The following is a 19,937-nucleotide window of genomic DNA, read 5'->3' as shown; positions in this document are numbered from 1 at the left end:
GGCTCATAGTCCCTTTTCCACCATTTCCAGGAGCTTGCGGCCCAGTTCGTCGGTTTGGTCGCGGGGCACGCCGCGCAGCGGGCCATCGATGATGAGGAGCGCCAGGCCATGCACCGCCGACCAGGCCAGGAACTCGGCGCCGGGGCGGCGTTCGGGGGGCAGGACACCGGCGGCGACCATCTGGTCGAGGGCGGCGCCCAGCAGCTCGAAAGGGTTGAGGCCGCTCGCGCCGCCCTTGGCGTCGGTCGGCGGGTCCTCCAGTTCTACAGGAGCGCCGAAGGCGGTGCGGAACAGGCCGGTCTGCTCCTGGGCGAAGCGCAGGTAGCCGGCGCCGATGGCGCGAACGCTCGCGCGGGCGATTTCCGCGGGCGACCCGTCGCGTGGCACGGCCGCAAGCTCGGCCTCCATCGCGCCAGCCGCCGCCGACAGGGCCGCGGCACGCACGGCCAGCAGCAGCGCCTGGCGACTGGTGAAGTGCCGGTAGGCCGCGTTGGGTACGACACCGGCACGCCGCGTGGCCTCGCGCAGCACCACCGCCTCCGGGCCGCCCTGGCGAGCCAGCTCGACACCCGCTTCCAGCAGCGCCCGGCGCAGATCGCCATGGCGATAGGTGCTGCGCGCCGGGGGCGCGGAGCTGGCGGGCGTGGGGTCGTTTTTCATGTGGACAGCGTCCATTATCTTTGTTATTGTTTTGTGGACGTTGTACACAACAACGGAATTTCCCTCAACCGACGCGTGTTTTTCTCCAAAGGAAGCCGACATGGGCACCAAGATCTTCGTGAACCTCCCCGTCAAGAACCTCGAGAAGTCCAAGGCCTTCTACGGGGCCCTGGGCTACAGCTTCGACCCTCGCTTCACCAACGAGCAGGGCGCCTGCATGGTGATCAGCGAGGACATCTACGCGATGCTCCTGGTCGAGAGCTTCTTCAAGACCTTCACGCCCAAGGCGATCGCCGACGCCTCGAAGAGCACCGAGGTGCTGCTGTGCCTCTCTTGCGAGAGCCGGGCCGAGGTCGATGGCCAGGTCGCCAAGGCCTTGGCCGCTGGCGGCAGCACGCCCACCCAGGCGAAGGACCACGGGTTCATGTACCAGCACGGCTTCGAGGACCTGGACGGCCATATGTGGGAGCTCGCGTACATGGACATGAGCGCCTTCCCGCAGGCCTGAGCGCCGCACGAATCGAATCACCCACCCACCCCACCCACAAGGAGATTGCCATGCATGTACAGCCTTACCTCTTCTTCGAAGGCCGCTGCGAAGAGGCGCTCGAGTTCTACCGCGCCAAGCTTGGCGCCGAAGTGACGATGCTGATGCGCTTCAAGGACAGCCCCGAACCAGCGGGCAGCGCCGAGATGTGCGGCGGCGCCGAGATGTCCGCCCCGCCCCCCGGGAACAACGTGATGCACGCCGAATTCAAGCTCGGCGACACCACGCTGCTGGCCTCCGACGGCCTGGCCAAGGAGGCGCCCGTCTTCCGCGGCTTCTCGCTGTCGCTGACGGCGGCGGACGAAGCCGATGCCAAGCGCAAGTTCGCGGCGCTCGGCGAGGGCGGGCAGGTGCAGATGCCGCTGGGGCCGACCTTCTTCGCGCCCTGCTTCGGCATGGTGCAGGACCGGTTCGGGGTCAGCTGGATGGTCGGTGTGTTCGAAGCGCCGAAGGGCTGAGCCTTTCGAAGCACGTTCGAACGGCGACGAAGGCTCCGTCGCCGGCAAGGCACGAAAGCAAGGCTGAGCCGAACGTGCCGATCCTGTGAACGAGTAGGCGGCCAGCGCCTGAACCGGTGGAACATGGCTTCTCGGACGGCTCCGAACTCAGTGACAGCCGACCGTCGTCGGCCGAAAGAGGAAGCTTTCCATGAGAGCCGTCGTTTCGAATACCGTCACTGTTCAAATCCGGCAAGGATTCCGCTGCTGAACAAGGTCGGCTTCTCCATTGCACCGATCGATGAGCAGAGCTCCCCCGAGGAGAAGGCGGCCTGCTACCAGGCGGTCGCCTTGGCCATGGACACTCTCTGGAAGGAGTTTCGCGGTCGGCATGGCGACGAATTGGCGGCCAGCGGATTGTTCGCCCAGCTGCCAAGGTTCCTCGCGGATTGAAGTCTTCAGGTCCTGATCCGCCGGGCACTGCGCCGCGAGCGCGCCAGGGCGACAAATTCGATCAGTCCCCAAACTAGCGCACCGCCGAGCGCGCGGAAGGCATGGGGATTCGGAGGCCAGAAGAGGGAGGGTTGCATGGTATGGCGGGTGCCGCCCTCGATGGGCGTCCCCTTTCGTCACGCTATGGGATTTGTATGACATGTTGATGGCACGCGTTGCCGCTATCCTGCGCCCACCTTTTCCCCGGCCATCGACGCGTGAATTCCACGGACCTTCCCGAATTGATGGAGCTGGCGCAGCTGATCCCGCTGGCCGGCGCGCACCTTGAGACGCGCATCCTGTGCGACGTGGCTGCCGGCGCGCGACGCTTTCCGATCCAGGCCTTTCTGCTCGGCAGCACCCGGCCGGACGCACCCGCCGTCGGCTTCTTCGGCGGGGTGCACGGACTGGAGCGCATCGGCGCGCAGGTGGCGATCGCCTACCTGCGCAGCCTGGTGATGCGGCTCGCCTGGGACGAGACGCTGCATCGCCAGCTGGAGACGATGCGGCTGGTGTTCATGCCGCTGGTCAATCCGGGCGGCATGTGGCTCGGCACGCGCGCCAATCCCAATGGCGTCGACCTGATGCGCAACGCGCCCGTCGAGTCGAAGGAGCGCGTGCCCTACCTGATCGGCGGCCAGCGCATGAGCGCGAAGCTGCCCTGGTACCGGGGCGCCGCCGGCGGACACATGGAATGCGAGAGCGCGGCACTGTGCACGCTGGTCGAGACCGAGCTGCTGGGGCGGCCGCTCAGCGTGACGGTGGACTGCCACTCGGGCTTCGGCCTGACAGATCGCATCTGGTTCCCCTATGCGCACACCGCGCGGCCCATCAGGCACCTGGCGGAGATGCACGCCCTGTGCGAGATCCTCGACCAGAGCCTGCTGCACCATCGCTACAAGCTGGAGCCGCAGAGCCGGCAGTACCTGGCCCACGGCGATCTCTGGGACCACCTCTACCTGGGCGCCGACCACCGGGCGGGCGTGTTCCTGCCGGTGACGCTGGAGATGGGGTCGTGGCTGTGGGTCAAGAAGAACCCGCGCCAGCTCTTCTCGCGCCACGGCATCTTCAACCCGGTGATCGAGCACCGGCACCAGCGCGTGCTGCGCCAGCACATCGGATGGCTGGACTTCATCACCCGCGCCGTCGGCAGCCACGAACGCTGGCTGCCCACCGGCACTCGACGAGCGCATCATGAGCAGCAGGCGATGATGCGCTGGTACGGGAGGCACTGATGGAGACCTGGGTGCTGATGCGCGGGCTCACGCGCGAGAGCGGGCACTGGGGACGCTTCATCGGGCTGCTGCAGGACCGCTTTCCCGCCGCGCGCATCGTGGCACTCGACCTCCCCGGCAACGGGCGGCTGAACGAGCTGCGCAGCCCGGTGCGCATCGAGGCCGCGATGGAAAGCTGCCGCGAGCAACTTCGCGCGCTCGGCATCGCGCCGCCCTACCACCTGCTGGCGATGTCGCTCGGCGCCATGGTGGCGGTGGACTGGGCGGTGCAGCACCCGCACGAGCTCGCGGGCTGCGTGCTGATCAACACCAGCCTGCGGCCCTTCAGTCCGTTCCACGAGCGCCTGCGCCCGGGCAACTACGGCGCCCTGCTCGGCCTGGCTTTCGGGCGCCAGGGCGCTCGCGAGCGGGAGGCGACGATCCTGCGGCTCACCACCCGCCACCCCGACGGCGGCATGGCCCTGCTCGACGACTGGACCGCGATTCGCGAAGCGCGGCCGGTGTCGGCGTCGAACGCAGTGCGCCAGGTGCTGTCGGCGGCGCGCTACCGGGCGCCTGCGCAGGCGCCTTCGGTTCCGCTGCTGGTGCTGGCGAGTGCCTGCGACGGCCTGGTGAATCCGCACTGCTCGCGGCGGCTGGCACGCCAATGGGGGTCGGACATCGCGGAGCACCCCAGCGCCGGGCACGACCTGCCGCTGGACGATGGCGCGTGGCTTGCAGCGCAGGTGGGACGCTGGGCCGCGCAGCGCCTCATGGGGGCATCAGCTGCTCCACCAGGCCATCCAGGCGCTCCTTGACCCGGCGCCAATCGGGCATCAACGTGTCCAGCAGCCGGTGGAAGCGCGGACCATGGTTGTGCTCGCCGAGATGGCACAACTCGTGGATGAGCACGTAGTCGATGCATTCGCGCGGCGCCTTCACGAGATTCGGGTTGAGCGTGATGCGGCCTTCCGGCGAGCAGCTGCCCCATCGCTTCTTCGTGACGCGCAGCTGCATCGGCGGTGGCGTGCAGACCCAGCTCAGCGAGGACGCCACGGCAGCGAGGCGCGCGGCCAGCACCTCGTCGGCGCGCTTCCGGTACCAGGCATCGAGCAACCCCCTCACGCGGGCCGCATCGCCATTCGCGACCGCGACTTCAATGCGCGTGCCGCGCAAGCGCACGTGGCCGTCCCGCCCTTCATCGACGACGACCTTCAGCAGGTAGCGCCGGCCAAGATAGAACAGGGACTCGCCGCTGACATGCGCGCGCGGCAATGCATGCGCGAGCCGCGCTCGAACAGCCGCGACCTGGCCGCTGATCCAGCGTGCGCGCCGCTGCACGGCCGCCTGCACCGCGGCATCGGACGTCTCTTTCGGCACATCGACCACCACGCGTCCATCGGGTTCGACGTGGATGGCGATGCGCTGCACCCTGCGCGCCGGCTGGACGCGCAAGCTGAACGCAATGCGTTCGTCGCCGTAGCGAAGACTTCGATGGACTGCAACGCTCATGCACGCCGCCCCATGTCGACACGGATGATCCGCAGCACATGGCCGATCACCTCGTTCGCCCTGGCCAGGCCCAGCGGCGCATAGAGCCGCTGCAGCAGGCCCTTGCGGACGGCGGCTTCGATGTTCTGCGGATTCAGCGAATGCTCGGCCATCGCGGCGTGCATCACCTGGCTGATGGCGATCGCATGATCGATGTGCTTGCTGCGCTGCGCCTCGTTCAGCCTCGATGCCTCATCGCCCAGCGCGATCAGGATCGCACCGTAGCAGGCCCTCGCCTGCGGGTTGGAGGCCAGGATTTCCGGCATGCCGGGCGTGGCGCGCCGGTCTACGTCGCGCTCGAACTCCCTCAGCAGCGCGTACTGCCTGCGCGGATGGTCGAACATGGCCTCGGCTTGCTCGATAGCGCCCTTCAGGAGCTCGGAAAACACTTTCTGCGCGTAGGGGTCGTCAGCCAGGTCCTGCTCGATGGTCTTGCGCAAGCGGGTCTTGATCAGGTCGGCCTCGTTGCGCGCCTTGTCCTGCGACCAGGTCTCGGAAACATCCGGCACGCCGAGCTTGTGCACCACGTAGGCCCCGTCGATCTCACGAACTCTCGTACAGATGACCTGGTCGTCGACCAGCCTGCGGATCTGCTCGTCGTATTCGCTGAAGTCGACCGTCTCGCGGGCGTCGCGCTGCGCCATTTGCCGCACCTGGATCAACGCCTTGAGATCCGCCTTGTACTGCGCGATCAGCGCTTGCGAAACACTGCGGTCGCTGAAGAAGCCGCGTGACGCGAGTGCGGTCTGGAGGCACGTGCCGAAGGCAGTCAGGGCAGCATGGAAGTCGTCACGAAGCTTCTGTCGTTCGTCGTATTCGCCGCCCTGCCCATCGCTCACGAAGCGAGGGCTCAACGCCTGGCGCAGCTGCTCGGGGTCCTTGCGATTGGCGACGTCCTTGAAGAAGGACCACACCGCCTCGTGCCGCATCGGCAATAGCTTGTACTCGGTGCTGACCTGCGCGTAGAGCCCTTCGAGGTCGCCGATGTCGAAGCCGCCCTGTGTCCGGGCTTCCAGGTCCTGGTAGGCACGGATTGCCGTGTCCAGCGCCTTAAGGATGCCGCGGTAGTCCACCAGCAGGCCGTGGCGCTTGGCATCGTGCAGGCGGTTCACGCGGGACACGGCCTGGATCAGGTTGTGGCCCTTGAGCGGCTTGTCGATGTAGAGCACCGCGTTGCGCGGCTCGTCGAAGCCCGTGAGAAGGCGATCGACCACGATCAGCAGGTCGGGATCGCCATCGGTTGCGAAGGCCTGCAGCACCTGCCTTTCGTAGTGGATCGCATCGCCGTGGTCCAGCACGTTCTGCTTCCACCATTCCTGCAGCTTGGGCATGCCGTCTTCGTCGATCGCGGTGCTGCCCTCGCGCATGTCGGGTGGGGAGATCACGATGGCGCTCGTGACCAGACCTGTCTGGTCGAGCGCTTTCTTGTAGCGGATGGCATCGAGCTTGCTGGCGGTGGCGACCTGGCCCTTCAGGCCCGACCCGATCCTCTTGAAATTCTGATGGAAGTGTGTGGCGATGTCCCATGCGATCAGCTCGATGCGGTTGGCCGCGCCATGGACCGCGCCGCTGCTGGCGTACTTCTTCTTCAGGTCGGCGCGTTGCGCCTCGGCGAGGCCCGCCGTGATCCTGTCGAACCACCGATCGACCGCCTGCGCATCGATGGACAGCTCCGGCACCCGCTCTTCGTACAGGAGCGGAGCGACGGCATGGTCCTCGACCGCGCGCTGCATGGTGTACGCGTGGATGATGGGGCCGAACTTCTCCTCGGTCTTCTCGGCCTTCAGCAGCGGCGTGCCGGTGAAGGCCACATAGGCCGCGTGCGGCAAAGCCCTCTTCATGCGCTCATGCGTCTCCCCGCCATGGCTGCGATGGCCTTCGTCCACCAGCACCACGACGTTGGGCGAATCGTTGCGACACTCCGCCAGTCTGGAGGCAGTATTGAACTTCTGCACGAGCGCGAAGGTGATGCGCTTCGCGCCGTGGCCGATGCGGCGGGCCAGATCGCGCCCCGTGAGGGCCTTGCTGTGCTCGCCCTCCTTGTGCGTCGCGATGGACGATCCGAAAGCCCCGCCGCTCATGAAGTTGCGTGCGAGCTGCTGCTCGAGATCGCGCCGGTCGGTGATGACCACCAGCCGGCATTCCTTCAGGTCTTCGTTCAGCAGGAGCGCCTTGGCGAGAAAGACCATGGTGAAGCTCTTGCCCGAGCCCGCGGTGTGCCAGATCACGCCGCCATTGCGCCCGCCGTCGGCCCGTAGCCCGGACAGTCGATCCCGGAGGGCGCGCACAGCAAAGAACTGCTGGTGGCGCGCAACGATCTTCCCGATCCTGCTGTCGAACAGCACGAAGCCGCGCAGCAGGTCGAGCAGCCGCTGCGGCGTCAGCAGAGACACCAGCAGGCGGTCCTGCTCGTTAGGCTGCATGGGCAGGGAGCCGAGCGAGTCGAACCAATCGCGCATCAGCGCGGGCTTGTCCTCGAAAAGGGCGGCATGGGCCGAGGCGGGCAGCGGTGCGTTCTTCAAGGTGCCGACATGCGCATCGTCGAATTCTTCTTCCTTGTTCCAGAGCGCCCATAACTTGGCCGGCGTGGCCGTGGTGCCGTAGCGGCCCTCGGTCTGGCCGATGGACAACAGCAGCTGGGCGTAGGCGAAGAGATCCGGGATCTCGTCGTGGCGCTGGTTGCGCAGCTGCTGGCTGATGCCTTCGAGCACCATCGCGTCGGCCATGCTGCCGCTGTGCCGCCCATGCGGCTGCTTGGCCTCGATCACGACCAGCGGGATGCCGTTGACGTAGCCGACGATGTCCGGTGCGCGGTGGTGGGTGCCGTGGCTGGAGAGCACGCGCAGCTCTTCCGTGACGTCGAAGCGATTGGCGCTCGCATCCAGCCAGTCGATGACGTGGATCGTCGGCTGGTGTCTGCGGCCGTCGGGCATGAATTCGGTGACCGTCATTCCATACGCCAGCTTCGCGTAGAGGCGCTCATTGGCTATCAGCAGGCCCTCGCCGAGGCCGACGGTCGAGAGCTCGCGCAGGATCTGGTCGATCGCGCTGGGGGAGAGGTGATGGGGATTGCCTTTGTAGTCGAAGCGGCGGGTCTGCAGCACCTCGATGAGGCGCGGCTTGAGGAGCACTTCGCGCGTTGAGCCGCGCAGCGTGGCGCAGTCGGCTGCACTGAGATAGTTCCACCCCAGATTGCAGAGCATGTGCAGCGCGAGCATGCGAGCGCGGTACTGCTCGCGCGTAGAAGGTGAGACCATCGGCGGGATCATTCAGCGTTGGCGAGTGACCCACGCTCCGTGCCAGCCCCACAGTCGTGAACGCGCCGCTTACCGGTCAAGAGATCGGCCATTAGCACGCTTTTCTGGGCTCGGAGCGCGCTCACCTGCTTCTCCAGGTTTCTCTCCTCGGCGCATGCTGTCTCGATAACGTCGGCAATCGCCTGTTGCTCTCGCAGATCGGGCAGGAGGATCTCCACGCGGAGCAGATCCGATGGATTGACCCGACGCGCCTTGCGACCTCCGTTCGCCAACCCCAACTGACCCCGATAGAACTCTTCGCGAGCCACGTGATGTAGAAGCCAACGAGGACTGGCCCGTTCAAGGTTGAAATCGAACGCGGGCAAATCCAACGTGCTCTCAAAGCCATCCAGATGTTCAGGTATGCAGCCAAATGCTCCATTCAAGAAGTCGAGCTTGCTGTAGATGAACTGGCCTGCTGATCGACGGTAGTACTGTGTCGATTCACTTCCCATGCGCTTTTCGGTCTTCTCGACCACGCCCCGACCGTAGAGCTTGACCGTAAGCTTGCGGGCAGTATTTCCGCCCGAGCCACGGACACGGCTTTCGACGATGAGCTCACCGAGCTTCGCTGCCGACCAAACGGGTCCGGGGGAAAGCCTTCGTTCGCCCGACAAGAGTACCTGCGCAAGCCCGCGCCTTTGCCTTGAGCTATTCGCCAGCAACCGCGTGGTGAGGTTGATCGCCCGATCCCACGTGCTCAATATAGCGGCGATGCGTTGCTGTTCCCCGACCGGCGCAACGGGCACAGCTATCTGCTTGAGCAAACCGGCGTTCAGGTGAGAGACGCCACCCGAGTGGCCGGATTCCCGAATACTGTCGTACTGCCAAGACAAAAACTGGAAGTAGAAGTCTGGATCGTGCCCATCGTCGAGCAGGATCGCTGCCGAGTTCTGGTTCGTGGTTGCCTCGATCCCCAGCTTGGCCACTTGTCCTCTTGTCTTACCCTGCCCATACATTGCCAACAGCAGGGTGCCCGGCGCTAGTAGCTTGGCCGACGAGTTCTTCAGGCCCGCCTCGGTAATCTTCTCTGCTGTGTCAGTGATCGTGTTGAACTCGATTTCGCCGGTCGTTACCCAAGGAATCGAGCCACCCCAATAGCTCGGCTCGGCACGAGCAGGCGTACCACCCGACGTGATGTGCGCGATTTGTCCTAGCGTGCTGCGACGCCAACCTTCTGGGAGCATCACTCACCCTTCTTCTTGAACAAGAGGCGCTCGGCTTGCTTTAGGGCGAGGAGATCGGTAGCGTCCGCATCTGATGCATCCGCAGCACGCCGTTTGGCATCGAACTCGGCATATCTCTGGTGCGCCACCTGCTCCATGCGTTCGTGGCTGATCTTGCCGCTGCCGAGCAGCAACGGACGCTCATTGAATTGCAGGAAGCTGTTGACGTACTGGCGCCAATCAGCCACGCGAAGGCCCTGCCGCCTCCTGGCACGATCCTCGGCATAGTCAAGGAACATCGATGCGATGCGATTCAGCTCCTCGACTTCAGCCTCCGAAAGGTAGTTTTTCGCAATCACCACGTCCATCTTGCGAACATGCCCAGCTTTCCAACTGGTCAGCGCCATGTTCGGTTGAGTGGGATCCGCTCGCTGAACAACGATCTCGGCGGCGGTGAGCCGAGTAACGGCAAAGAGCATCTTGTTCTGGACTTCAGCGAAGAAGAGACTGACAGCCTCCGCGTCATTGTGGTAGTCCGTCGAAAGGGCAAAAAGCTCTCGCACCTTCTGATAGAAGCGCTTCTCTGAAGTGCGGATTTCACGAATACGCTGAAGAAGCTCATCGAAATAGTCCCATCCTTCTGGCTCCTTGAGCCTGGCATCGTCCATGACGAAGCCCTTGATGAGGTACTCCCTCAAGTGCGTAGTGGCCCACTGGCGAAATTGCGTACCACGGGGCGAGCGCACCCGATAGCCAACTGCAAGGATGAGATCGAGGCTGTAGAGCTGAGTGCGGTAGCGCTTGCCGTCTGCCGCAGTTGTCAAGTCTTCCTTGACAACTGCGCCGGCATCGAGCTCCCCCTCGCGCAGCGCGTTCCGAATGTGAAGACTGACGTTTTGCTTGGTTGTCTGAAAGAGGTTCGCAAGCTCCAATTGGGTCAACCAGACTGACCCGCCTTCGGCGCGGAGGTACAGCTGGGCACGGCCGTCATCGGTAGAGTAGAGAACGAACTCGCCCTTACTCATAGCCCAGCTCCCTCAAGTAGCCCAGCATCTGCACCTCGATTCCGGCCCATTCCCGCTTGAGCTCCTCCCGTTCCCCGCGAACTTCGATCATGTCGATCTTCTTCGCCTCCCCGGCCGTGTTGACGTAGCGCGGAATGTTCAGGTTGAAGTCGTTCGCGGCGATTTCCGACGGCGTGGCAAGGTGGGCATACCTTTCGACGGGTTCGCGCGCGCCGCACGTATCCAGCACACGCTGCAAATCTGCTTCACGCAGCTGATTCTGGTTCTTGCCCGCCTCGAAATCGTGACTGGCATCGATGAAGAGCACCTTGTCATCAGCCTTGTTCTTGCGGAACACCAGCACGGCCGTCGGAATGCCCGTGCCGTAGAACAGCTTCTCAGGCAGCCCGATGACGGCGTCGAGCAGGTTCTCTTCCACAAGCTTCTGCCGGATGCGCCCCTCGGCGGCGCCGCGAAACAAGATGCCGTGGGGCACGACGACGGCCATCCGCCCGGTGGCGGGTTTCATGGTCTCGACCATGTGAAGGATGAAGGCGTAGTCGCCCTTCGTTCGCGGCGGCAAGCCGCGCCGGAACCGGCCGAACTTGTCTTTCTCTGCGGCCTCGTACCCCCACTTCTCGAGGCTGAACGGCGGATTGGCGACGACCACGTCGAAGTGGCGCAGGCTCGTGTCGCTCGCCAGCAGCTTCGGGTTGCGCAGCGTGTCGCCCCACTCGATGCGATGGTTGTCCTCGCCATGCATGAACATGTTCATCTTGGCCAGCGTCCAGGTGTTGCCGATGGCCTCCTGGCCGTAGAGTGCGTAGCGCTTGGAGCCGGTGCGGTCGCGGATCAGACGGCCGCACTTGAGCAGCAGCGAGCCGGAGCCGCAGGCCGGGTCGCAGATCTCGTCGCCTTCCTGCGGGTCCATCAGGCGCGCCATGAGGCTGGAGACCTCGGGCGGGGTGTAGAACTCGCCGGCAGTCTTGCCGCTCGACGACGCGAAGTGGCTGATCAGGTATTCGTAGGCGTTGCCGATCAGGTCGAGTTCGCCGATGCGGCTTGGGCGAAGATTGAGCTCGGGCTTGGCGAAGTCCTCGAGCAGGTGGCGCAGGATGTCGTTCTTTTGCTGCTCGTCGCCGAGCTTGTTGGAGTTGAAGCCGATGTTCTGGAACACGTCGCGCAGCTTGGCGATGTTGGCGTCCTCGATGGCATGCAGCGCGCGGTCGATACGCTCGCCGTTGCCGGGCTCGAAGCGGGCGGCATGCAGGGCGTAGAAGCTGGCGCTGGGCGGCAGGACGAAGCGCTCGGTCTTGAGCAGCTCCTCGATGAGGTCGTTGGCGCTGTCGCCGTACTGGGCCTTGTAGCCGTCGTAGTGGTCCTGCCAGACGTCCGACACGTACTTGAGAAAGAGCATCGGGAGCACGTAGTCCTTGTAGGTGCTCGGATCGACAACGCCGCGAAAGGTGTCGCAGGCTGCCCACACGGTGGCGTTGATGCTGTCCTGGTTGATGACTGTCTGGTTCATGCGTTCTTGATTTCCCTGGGTTGTCATGCGTTGCCCGAAGCGCTGGCGAGCGCTTCGGCGATCGATTCGAACTGCCGTTCGCGGTTGCGGATGAGCAGGTCGTGCAGCTGCCGCTCTCGTTGCGCAAGGCGGGCCAGCGCGACGATTCGCTCCTGGTCGGCCAAGGACGGCAGGCCGATGCGCAGGGATTCAAGCACAGGTCGGCGCACGCTCAGCTGGCTGGAGCCCTCGGCCGCGCGCTGCAGGTCGCGCTGGAACGGCGCCTGGTTGATGTGCCACGCGAGGAAGGCCGGCAGGAGGTTGCGCCCGGGCTTGACCCGCAGGTGGAAGAGGTGCGGGCCGCACACGGCCGGCCCGGGCAGTTCGCCCACGCAGCTCGCATAGAAGCGCGTGCCGCGCGCAACGAAGAGCAGGTCTTCGGGCGCGAGCCAGTCCGGCTCGCGGCGTCCAGCAAGCCGGGTACGGATGACGCCGCGCCAGTCGACGACGCCTTGGATCCGGTCCACGTCTTTCATTTGCACGGCGCGGACCGGGCCATCCGGAACCTCACCGATGGCGCCGCGGAATGGATAGCCAGCTCGGATGCTGACCTGCTCGCCAAGGAGGGCTGGAAATGCATGAATGGGCATGATGCACATAGTACTTGCACGCAAGCGCGTTCTCGCCCAAACTCTGCGCTCAGAACAATATATATTTTTTGCATCACGTGGTTTGATGCAGATTGAAACGGGAGTTCTCGTGGGCTACGAAGTCGACTTTTTCCCTGCGGAAGGCGGGGGCACCGCCATCCTCGTGCGCTGGGGCATGCCCGGCAATTACAAGCTGCTGGTCTGCGACGGCGGCACACGAGACTCGGCCCAGCGCCTGGTACAGCATGTCCGGACGTACTGCCTCAGCTCGCACGTGGACTACGTGGTGAGTTCGCACCCCGACGCCAGGCATGCCGAGGGCCTCGAGCTGATCCTCGAAAGGCTCAGCGTCGGCGAGCTGTGGGTGCATCGGCCCTGGGCGCACACCGAGCGCACCTGGACGGGCATGGCCACGGCCCAGAAGCTGGAGAAGCTCGCGCTGGCGCGACAGGTGCCGGTGCACGAGCCCTTCGCCGGCGCGGTCATTGGGCCATTCACGGTGCTGTCGCCGAACCGGAGCTGGTACGTCGAGGGCCTGCTGCCGGCCTTTGGAACCGCCCTGCCACGCGGGGCCGGGCTGACGCTGGCCGATGCGGCGCGATGGGTACTCCTGGCAAGTGCAGGCATGGGCAGCCGCTGGGATTTCGAGCCGCTGCCCCGCGATGCGGCGACGTCGGCGGAGGACGAGTCGAGCGTCGTGCTGTACGGCGAGTTCGAAGGTCGGGGCGTGCTGCTGACGAGCAATGCAGGCATCCGGGCGCTGAGCGATGCCTCCACCTTCGCGGAACACCTGGGCCTGGGCCTGCCGATGAATATCCGGCTGATGCAGGTGCCCAATGAAGGCAAGCCCGACCATCTCTCGAGCCGTGTGCTGGACCGTCTGGTCGGCGAGCGCCAGCCGCGTGAGCAGCGCGAGTACACCAAGACGGCGTTCATGTCGGCGCCCCAGAACTCGCTCCCGATGGGCTCCCGGATCGTGACCGACGCCCTGAAGCGCCGAGGTGTCCTGACCTTCCTGAGCCAGGGCACGCAACTGCACCACGCCTACGACATGCCGGAGCGCAGCTGGTATCCGGCCAAGCCGATGGGGGCCGACGCTTGAGCGTCGCAGGGCCAACCGCCGGGCGCTCGCACAACAAAAAACGCGCCCAAGGGGGCGCGTTCGATCTGGAGCGAAGGCGGCTTACTTGGCCGCGACCACGCGGACCATTTCCAGGCACTTGTTGGAGTAGCCCCATTCGTTGTCATACCAGCTCACCAGCTTGATGAAGGTGCCATCGAGCGCGATGCCGGCCTCGGCGTCGAAGATGGAGGTGCGCGGGTCGCCGCGGAAGTCCGTGGCGACGACCTTGTCTTCGGTGTAGCCAAGGACACCCTTGAGTGCGCCCTCGCTCTGCGCCTTCATCTCGGCACAGATGTCCTTGTACGTGGCTTCCTTGACCAGCTCCACCGTCAGGTCGACCACAGAGACGTCGGAGGTCGGCACGCGGAAGCTCATGCCGGTGAGCTTCTTGTTGAGCTCGGGGATCACCACACCCACTGCCTTGGCCGCGCCGGTGCTGGAAGGGATGATGTTCTCGAGGATGCCGCGGCCGCCGCGCCAGTCCTTGTTGCTGGGGCCGTCCACGGTCTTCTGGGTGGCGGTGGCGGCGTGCACGGTGGTCATCAGCCCGCGCTTGATGCCCCACTTGTCGTTGAGCACCTTGGCCAGGGGGGCCAGGCAGTTGGTCGTGCAGCTGGCGTTGCTGATGATGGCCTCGCTGGCGTACTTCTTGTCGTTCACGCCGTAGACGAACATGGGGGTGTCGTCCTTGCTGGGTGCCGACATGATCACCTTCTTGGCGCCGGCGTCGAGGTGCTTCTGGCAAGTCTCCTTGGTGAGGAAGAGACCGGTGGATTCGAGCACGACCTCGGCGCCGACTTCGTCCCACTTGAGGTTGGCAGGGTCGCGTTCCTGCGTGAGGCGGATCTTCTTGCCGTTGACGATCAGGGTGTTGCCCTCGACGGTGATCTCGCCCTGAAAGCGGCCATGCACCGAGTCGTACTGGAGCATGTAGGCCAGGTATTCAGGCTCGAGCAGGTCGTTGACAGCGACGATCTCGATGTCGTTCTTGAAGTTCTGCACCGCCGCACGCAGCACGTTGCGACCGATGCGGCCGAAGCCGTTGATGCCGAGTTTGATAGCCATGTGGTTTGCTCCTGGAAGTTGAAAACTGGGGTACGGCCGGATCAGCGCGCGAGCGCCGCCTCGACCGTGGCAGCGACGTTTTCCGCCGTGAAGCCGAAATGCTTGAACAATACGCCGGCGGGCGCCGACTCGCCGTAGGTGTCGATGCCGACGACGGCGGCCACGCCGTACTTCCACCAGCCGTCGGTGGCGCCCATCTCGACCGCGATGCGTGGTGTGCCCTGCGGCAGCACGCTCTTCTTGTAGGCGACGTCCTGGCGGTCGAAGGTGGTGGTGGACGGCATGGAAACCACGCGCACGGCAATCTTCCTGGCGGCCAGCAGTTCCTGGGCCTTGAGCGCAAGCTGCACTTCGGAGCCGGTGGCGATGATGATGGCGTGCAACTTCTTGCCCGGTGCCTCGGGCTCGGCCAGCACGTAGGCGCCCTTGCTGATGTCGCTCAGGTCCTTCTTGGGCGAGTAGGGCAGGTTCTGGCGCGACAGCAGCAGCGCGGTCGGGCGCGTGGCGTTCTGAAGCGCGACGGCCCAGGCCACGGCAGTCTCGGCTGTATCGGCGGGGCGCCAGACGTCGAGGTTGGGGATGAGGCGCAGCGAGGCGGCGTGCTCGATGGACTGGTGCGTGGGGCCGTCCTCGCCGAGTCCGATGGAGTCGTGGGTGAACACGTGCACCACGCGCTGCCTCATCAGCGCCGCCATGCGGATGGCGTTGCGGCTGTAGTCGCTGAAGGTCAGGAAGGTGCCGCCATAGGGGATGAAGCCACCGTGCAGTGCGACGCCGTTCATGATGGCGGCCATGCCGAACTCGCGCACGCCGTAGTTGATGTGGCGGCCCGGCAGGCCGTCGGGCAGTTGCTCGTTGCCCTCGGTGCGCACCACGGCGCCGGTGGCGTCGAAGCGCAGGGCCGGGGTGCTCTTGGTGTTGGTCAGGTTGGAGCCGGTGAGGTCGGCACTGCCGCCCAGCAGCTCGGGCAAGGCGGCGGTGAAGGCTTCGAGTGCCAGCTGCGACGCCTTGCGCGAGGCCACGGTCTCGGCCTTGGTGTGGGCCGTGACGACGGCATCGAAAGCGGTCTGGTGGAAGTTCTTCGGCAGCTCGCCCTTCATGCGGCGGGTGAACTCGGCGGCCAGGTCCGGGTACTGCCTGGCATAGGCGGCAAATTTGTCGTTCCAGGCCGCTTCGCGCTGTGCGCCGGCTGCCTTGGCGTCCCATTCGGTATAGACCGCCTGCGGCAGTTCGAAGGGCTCGTGCGGCCATTGGAGCGCCGTGCGGGTGAGGCCGATTTCGTCCGCTCCGAGCGGCTCGCCATGCGCCTTGGCGGTGTTGGCGCGGTTGGGGCTGCCCTTGCCGATCTGCGTCTTGCAGATGATGAGCGTGGGGCGCTCGTCCTGCTGCCGGGCCTGGTGGATGGCGTCCGACACTTCCTTCACGTCGTGGCCGTCGATGGGGCCGATCACGCTCCAGCCGTAGGCCTTGAAGCGTTCCGCCGTGTTGTCGATGAACCAGGGCTTGACGGGACCATCGATCGAGATGCCGTTGTCGTCGTAGAGCGCGATCAGCTTGCCCAGCTTCCAGGCACCGGCCAGCGCAGCAGCTTCATGGCTGATGCCCTCCATCAAGCAGCCGTCGCCCAGGAAGGCATAGGTGCGGTGATCGACGATCTGGTGATCGGGCCGGTTGAACTCGGCGGCCAGCAGCTTTTCGGCCAGCGCAAAGCCGACCGCGTTGGTGATGCCCTGGCCGAGCGGGCCGGTGGTGGTCTCCACGCCGGGTGTGATGCCCGTTTCGGGATGGCCGGCCGTCTTGCTGTGCAGCTGGCGGAAGCGCTTGAGCTCCGCCACCGGCAGCGCATAGCCCGTCAGGTGCAGCACGGCGTAGATGAGCATCGAGGCATGGCCGTTGGAGAGCACGAAGCGATCCCGGTCGAACCATTGCGGGTTGGCGGGGTTGTGCTTGAGGTGATCGCCCCACAAGGCGACCGCCATGTCGGCCATGCCCATCGGGGCACCCGGATGCCCCGAGTTCGCGAGTTGAACGGCATCCATGGCCAGCGCGCGGATCGCGTTGGCCATCAAGGCTTGGTTGGCCATGTGGTCGGGGCTTTCTTGGGGGAGCAGGTTGGGGAGCCCGGCATTTTAGCGGGCGGGCCCGGCGGCGGTCCGGAGACGGGGCAGAGGGCTGATAGAGTGCCGGCCATGCATGGCCTGCACCTGACCGCCGACCTCCACGATTGCCGTTGCGAGATGCGTTGGCTGGTCGACGCACAGGACCTGGGTGCCGCATGCGTGAAGGCAGTCGAGGCCGCGGGCCTGCAGGCCGTGGGCACGCTGTTCCATCCCTTTCCGGCCGGCCCTGGGGGACCGGGCGGCGTGACAGCCACGGTGCTGCTCGCCGAGTCGCACCTGTGCGTCCACACCTGGCCCGAGCAGCGCGGCGCGACGCTCGATGTCTATGTCTGCAATTTCGGCGCCGACCACTCCGCCAAGGCGAGGGCGCTGATGGCGGCGCTGGAGATGCTGTTCGCGCCCGGCCGCGCGGAGCGGCATGCGCTGCAACGCGGCGCGATCGGGGCAGGGGTCATCGCGTGAGCATCCGGGCCATGATCCTGGCTGCCGGTCGCGGCGAACGCATGCGGCCGCTGACCGACGAGCGGCCCAAGCCCCTGCTCGAGGTGCAGGGCAAGCCGCTGATGCAATGGCCCATGGAGGCGCTGGCGGCAGGCGGCTTCGGGCAACTGGTGGTCAACACCGGCTGGCTGGGCGAACAGATCGCGATGCGTTTCGGGGCGCGCCACGGCGCTTGCGACATCGTCTATTCGCATGAGGGCCGCGACTTCGGCGGTGCGCTGGAGACCGCCGGCGGGATCGTGCGCGCGCTGCCGCTGCTGGGCGACGTCTTCTGGGTGCTGGCAGGCGACGTGTTCGCGCCGGATTTCGCGTTCAGCCGGGCGGCGGTGGACCGTTTCGTGGCCGGCGGGCGGCTCGCACACCTGTGGCTGGTGCCGAACCCGCCGCACCATCTGCGCGGCGACTTCGGGATCTCGCCCACCGGGCTGGCACTGAACGATGCGCCGGCGAAGCACACCTTCTCGACCATCGGCCTGTACCGGGCGGCACTGTTTGCGCCGCCGTACTGCGACATTCCGGCCGGCAATGCCGGCGGCATCAAGGCGCCGCTCGCGCCGTTGCTGCGCGCCGCCATGGCCGATGGCCTGGTGAGCGCCGAGCTCTACCAGGGGGCCTGGACCGACGTCGGGACCCCCGAGCGGCTGGCCGCGCTGAACGCAGAAAAAGCGCGGCCCGCACAGGGCGGGCCGGATCGTCGCTAGAACGGGGCAGTCAACGCATCAGGGCACATTGGCCGTCCGGATATGGAAAGGCCGGCCTTCCATCGCATGGCTGCCGCCGAATTCCATGTTCATGCTGCCGGTGGGCTGGACGGGACACCCGGTGGGCGGCTGGCATGCCCATGAGGTGCCGCGGTTCGCGAAGATCACCGCCCCGTAACGGTAGTTCGACACCGACCTGCCCGTGTAGTCCGCAATGCTCAACACCATGTTGTCGCTGGCGAAGTTGTCGGCGTCTTCCACCGCGATCGGGTCCACGATCCGTGAGTCCTGCAGGGTGCGCACCACGCTGCCGCTGTTGCCGTCGGACCCGAACCTCACCCACTGGATCTTGCGATCGCCGCGCGCAGCCACCAGCACCTGCTGGTTCAGCGGCTCGATCGTCTTGTTCTCCGGATCGATCTTCGAGAGCGCCAGCGAGGTCGGGTTCCTGCCGACGGCCACGCGGCCCTTCTCGACGACGTCCGTCGCGGTGGTACCGGTCGGCACGTTGCCCAGCCCGTAGATTCGCAGCGAACCACTCTCGGTGGCGATCCATGCCCGGTGGACCGGACCGAACAGCGTGGTGCGCACTGCCGTGGGCCGGTCGTCCAGCGTCACGGTGGCAATCACCGTCGGCGTCTGCTGCGGCTTGCTGGCGAAGGTGTATGGCCACTGGGTATCGGCGTAGCCCAGGTTCGTGAACTCGGTCGGGCCCGTACCGAAGTAGACGCTGTTGACGTAGCTGAACAGCGGCTTCAGATCGATGAAGGCGGCCTTCTTTTCCGACTTGGAGATGACCACCGCCACGCCCGCCTTGGCATATCGGTTGGCATTGGTTCCGGTGCCGCTGAAGGTCGCGCGCTTGACCGGGTCGGTCAGGGGTGTGTAGGTCTCGCCCATGAACTCGCCGTACTTCTCGGGCAGCGCCGTGTGGAACTGGTCGAAGCCGGTGGTGACCGCGATCTCGGTCGGGGCGTTCATGCCCGGCAGGTCGACGTAGCCCAGGACCTTCATGAAGGCGGTATTGCCCATGTTGGGCAGGCCGGGGTAGACGGCTCCCCACTCGTGCCACCAGTCGTACCAGGCGCTGTAGGTGGTGCTGCCGATGCCGGTTGGGGTCCCGCCATTCGGATTGAAGGGATCGCAGTTGTTGCAGAGCCCGGCCAGCGAGATCACCGCGACCTGGCCCTTCAGCGCCACGGTATCCCATACAGTGACCAACGCGTATTCGCTGTTGTTGGTCACTGCCATGCCGGTCGGCACCTTGCCCTCGGGCAGCTTCAGCGAGGTCCGGTTGTTTGCCGTGTTGCTGCCTGCAGTGCCGATCAGGCCGTTGTTGAAAGCCACCAGGGAGGTCGCGCAGAAGCCTGTGCGGCCACCGCAACGCGTCACAGCTACCGGATCGCCGGTCACCAGGCCTGCGTTCTTGTAGGTGGTGATGTTGTAGTTGTTGCGCCCGGCGCTGCCATCCCATGCCATCGCTTCCTGCCATGGCAGCTGCGGCGCCTGCGAGAAGGTGTTGCGATCGACCGCCGAGACCTGCAGGTCTCCGACGCCGACGCGCGCTGTCGGATCGTCGGCCACGAAGCCGACGTGCGCCTGATTGGTCGAGTAAAGGCCCGGGTCGGCCGAGACCGGGCCGCCGACCTGCCAGGTGCCGGCGTGGTAGCTCATGGTCTGGTCACTACGCTTGAACAGCGTCAGGACGCCGCTGTTGTCTACGGATGGCGCGCTGCCGTACCGATAGCTGATGCCCTCGGCCTTCGCCAGCCGGGACGCCAGGGAGCGGTAGGCGTCGGCAATGACGCGGCCGGTGCTGTCGACGACGTCGCCGGTGATCGGCGCTGGGGCTGGAGCTGGCGCTGGCGCTGGGGCTGGGGCTGGGGCTGGGGCTGGCGCTGGG

18 protein-coding genes are annotated in these 19,937 nt (G+C 65.7%); 8 read left to right on the top strand and 10 right to left on the bottom strand.

From position 1 onward, the window contains the following. Positions 1-3 precede the first annotated feature (3 nt). Positions 4-660, bottom strand: a complete 657-nt coding sequence (locus APY03_RS06945; protein ID WP_232081191.1) for a TetR/AcrR family transcriptional regulator — start codon at positions 658-660, stop codon at positions 4-6. A gap of 100 nt (positions 661-760) precedes the next feature. Here APY03_RS06945 and APY03_RS06940 point away from each other — a divergent pair, with 100 nt between their 5' ends. The 5 genes from APY03_RS06940 (at position 761) to APY03_RS06920 (ending at position 4,168) form a co-directional block, all read left to right on the top strand. Further along, on the top strand, positions 761-1,168 hold the full coding sequence (locus APY03_RS06940; protein ID WP_068675240.1) for a VOC family protein: 408 nt from the start codon (positions 761-763) through the stop codon (positions 1,166-1,168). A 50-nt stretch (positions 1,169-1,218) separates the two neighbouring features. Continuing rightward, positions 1,219-1,665, top strand: a complete 447-nt coding sequence (locus APY03_RS06935; protein WP_068675238.1) for a VOC family protein — start codon at positions 1,219-1,221, stop codon at positions 1,663-1,665. Positions 1,666-1,815: 150 nt separating this feature from the next. Further along, the gene (locus tag APY03_RS06930) at positions 1,816-2,097 is read left to right on the top strand and encodes a hypothetical protein (protein ID WP_146039288.1); all 282 of its coding nucleotides are present in this window, start codon (positions 1,816-1,818) and stop codon (positions 2,095-2,097) included. A gap of 284 nt (positions 2,098-2,381) precedes the next feature. Further along, on the top strand, positions 2,382-3,371 hold the full coding sequence (locus APY03_RS06925) for a M14 family zinc carboxypeptidase (protein WP_068675234.1): 990 nt from the start codon (positions 2,382-2,384) through the stop codon (positions 3,369-3,371). Next, positions 3,371-4,168, top strand: a complete 798-nt coding sequence (locus APY03_RS06920; protein WP_068675232.1) for an alpha/beta fold hydrolase — start codon at positions 3,371-3,373, stop codon at positions 4,166-4,168. Before APY03_RS06925 ends, APY03_RS06920 begins: the two co-directional genes overlap by 1 nt. On the opposite strand, the gene APY03_RS06915 is transcribed toward APY03_RS06920, so the two are convergent. Genes APY03_RS06915 through APY03_RS06890 form a run of 6 tightly spaced genes read right to left on the bottom strand, consistent with a single transcriptional unit; the run spans position 4,122 to position 12,524 of the window. Further along, positions 4,122-4,862, bottom strand: a complete 741-nt coding sequence (locus APY03_RS06915; RefSeq protein WP_068675230.1) for a M48 family metallopeptidase — start codon at positions 4,860-4,862, stop codon at positions 4,122-4,124. The genes APY03_RS06920 and APY03_RS06915 overlap by 47 nt on opposite strands. Next, complete coding sequence (locus APY03_RS06910; RefSeq protein ID WP_068675281.1) at positions 4,859-8,158, bottom strand: type I restriction endonuclease subunit R; 3,300 nt, start codon at positions 8,156-8,158, stop codon at positions 4,859-4,861. The genes APY03_RS06915 and APY03_RS06910 overlap by 4 nt, the downstream gene beginning before the upstream one ends. 8 nt (positions 8,159-8,166) lie before the next feature. After that, positions 8,167-9,384 carry a restriction endonuclease subunit S gene (locus APY03_RS06905; RefSeq protein ID WP_068675228.1) on the bottom strand — a complete coding sequence of 406 codons (1,218 nt, stop codon included), beginning with the start codon at positions 9,382-9,384 and terminating at the stop codon, positions 8,167-8,169. Then, complete coding sequence (locus APY03_RS06900) at positions 9,384-10,388, bottom strand: virulence RhuM family protein (RefSeq protein ID WP_068675226.1); 1,005 nt, start codon at positions 10,386-10,388, stop codon at positions 9,384-9,386. Before APY03_RS06900 ends, APY03_RS06905 begins: the two co-directional genes overlap by 1 nt. Continuing rightward, positions 10,381-11,895: a type I restriction-modification system subunit M gene (locus APY03_RS06895; protein WP_068675224.1), complete on the bottom strand. Its 1,515-nt coding sequence runs from the start codon at positions 11,893-11,895 to the stop codon at positions 10,381-10,383. Before APY03_RS06895 ends, APY03_RS06900 begins: the two co-directional genes overlap by 8 nt. A gap of 23 nt (positions 11,896-11,918) precedes the next feature. Further along, positions 11,919-12,524: a restriction endonuclease subunit S gene (locus APY03_RS06890; RefSeq protein ID WP_083944204.1), complete on the bottom strand. Its 606-nt coding sequence runs from the start codon at positions 12,522-12,524 to the stop codon at positions 11,919-11,921. 109 nt (positions 12,525-12,633) lie between these two features. Here APY03_RS06890 and APY03_RS06885 point away from each other — a divergent pair, with 109 nt between their 5' ends. After that, positions 12,634-13,626 (top strand): hypothetical protein, encoded by a 993-nt coding sequence (locus APY03_RS06885; protein ID WP_068675220.1) that lies wholly within the window; start codon positions 12,634-12,636, stop codon positions 13,624-13,626. A gap of 81 nt (positions 13,627-13,707) precedes the next feature. On the opposite strand, the gene gap is transcribed toward APY03_RS06885, so the two are convergent. Together gap and tkt are read right to left on the bottom strand one after the other, a co-directional pair. After that, positions 13,708-14,712: a type I glyceraldehyde-3-phosphate dehydrogenase gene (gene gap / locus APY03_RS06880; RefSeq protein WP_068675218.1), complete on the bottom strand. Its 1,005-nt coding sequence runs from the start codon at positions 14,710-14,712 to the stop codon at positions 13,708-13,710. Between the two features lie 41 nt (positions 14,713-14,753). Then, on the bottom strand, positions 14,754-16,796 hold the full coding sequence (gene tkt, locus APY03_RS06875) for a transketolase (protein ID WP_068675216.1): 2,043 nt from the start codon (positions 16,794-16,796) through the stop codon (positions 14,754-14,756). Positions 16,797-16,901: 105 nt separating this feature from the next. On the opposite strand from tkt, the gene APY03_RS06870 reads away from it, so the two are divergent. Next, positions 16,902-17,294, top strand: a complete 393-nt coding sequence (locus APY03_RS06870) for an S-adenosylmethionine decarboxylase family protein (RefSeq protein ID WP_068675214.1) — start codon at positions 16,902-16,904, stop codon at positions 17,292-17,294. Between the two features lie 11 nt (positions 17,295-17,305). Continuing rightward, positions 17,306-18,034: a nucleotidyltransferase family protein gene (locus tag APY03_RS06865; RefSeq protein WP_068675279.1), complete on the top strand. Its 729-nt coding sequence runs from the start codon at positions 17,306-17,308 to the stop codon at positions 18,032-18,034. Positions 18,035-18,052: 18 nt separating this feature from the next. Here the strand turns inward: APY03_RS06865 and APY03_RS42355 are convergent. Beyond that, positions 18,053-19,937, bottom strand: a 1,885-nt coding sequence (locus tag APY03_RS42355) for a hypothetical protein (RefSeq protein WP_068675212.1), incomplete at its 5' end; no start/stop codon positions are given.

The sequence above is a fragment of the Variovorax sp. WDL1 genome (genome assembly GCF_001541225.1).
In the GTDB taxonomy this organism is placed as follows: domain Bacteria; phylum Pseudomonadota; class Gammaproteobacteria; order Burkholderiales; family Burkholderiaceae_C; genus Variovorax.
The sequence above is the reverse complement of the archived record's forward strand: the minus strand, read 5'-3'. Positions and strand labels throughout refer to the sequence as shown.